General features: G+C 71.9%; 1 protein-coding gene. It reads left to right on the top strand.

Annotation, left to right across the window (positions count from 1 at the left end):
* Positions 1 to 700 (top strand): Rossmann-fold NAD(P)-binding domain-containing protein (locus ABD366_RS38955; protein WP_486388823.1); only part of this gene is annotated, 700 nt, incomplete at both ends.

The following is a 700-nucleotide window of genomic DNA, read 5'->3' as shown; positions in this document are numbered from 1 at the left end:
GCGGGAGACGTTGCCGGTGTTCTCGGCGTGGCAGCGTCGGCGTCATGAGCGGGAGGCATCCGACAGGCTGCGCTACGAGGTCGCCTGGGAGCCGTTGCGGGCTGCCGGCGATGTGCCGCCGGATGTGTCGGGCGGCTGGCTGCTCGTCGAGTCGGCCGGTGCCGAGGACGTGTGGGCGGACGCGCTCGCGGAGGACCTGGCGGGCCGTGGAGCTGAGATCAACAGGCTGCGGCTCGAACCGGCAGACGTGGAACGGGCGGCACTGGCCGCTCGCTTCGAGGAGTTCACCGGTCACGGGCGCGTGGTGTCGTTCCTGGGGCAGGAGGAAGAGGAGTACCGGGGTGTTGCTGCGACGGCTGTGGTGGTGCAGGCGCTTGGTGATGCTGGGCTGGATTGCCGCGTCTGGGCGGTGACGTCGGGCGCGGTGTCGGCTGGGGCGGATGCCGGACTCACGCGTCCGGTGCGTGCGGGTGTGTGGGGTCTGGGCCGGGTCGTGGCGTTGGAGGAGCCGGGGCGTTGGGGTGGTCTGGTCGATGTGCCGGAGCAGCCGTCAAAGGACGCTGTCGGGCGGTTGGTGGAGGTGCTGGCGGGTGGTGCTGGTGATGAGGATCAGCTGGCGGTGCGTGGCGGGACCGTTCTCGGGCGGCGTCTGGTGCCTGCGCGTCGCCGTGACGGGGGTGGGGAGTGGGTGCCGTCGGGG

This window comes from Streptomyces kunmingensis, assembly GCF_039533535.1.
GTDB lineage: Bacteria > Actinomycetota > Actinomycetes > Streptomycetales > Streptomycetaceae > Streptomyces > Streptomyces kunmingensis.
Note: the sequence above shows the minus strand (reverse complement) of the source record. Positions and strands in the feature narration are given on the sequence as shown.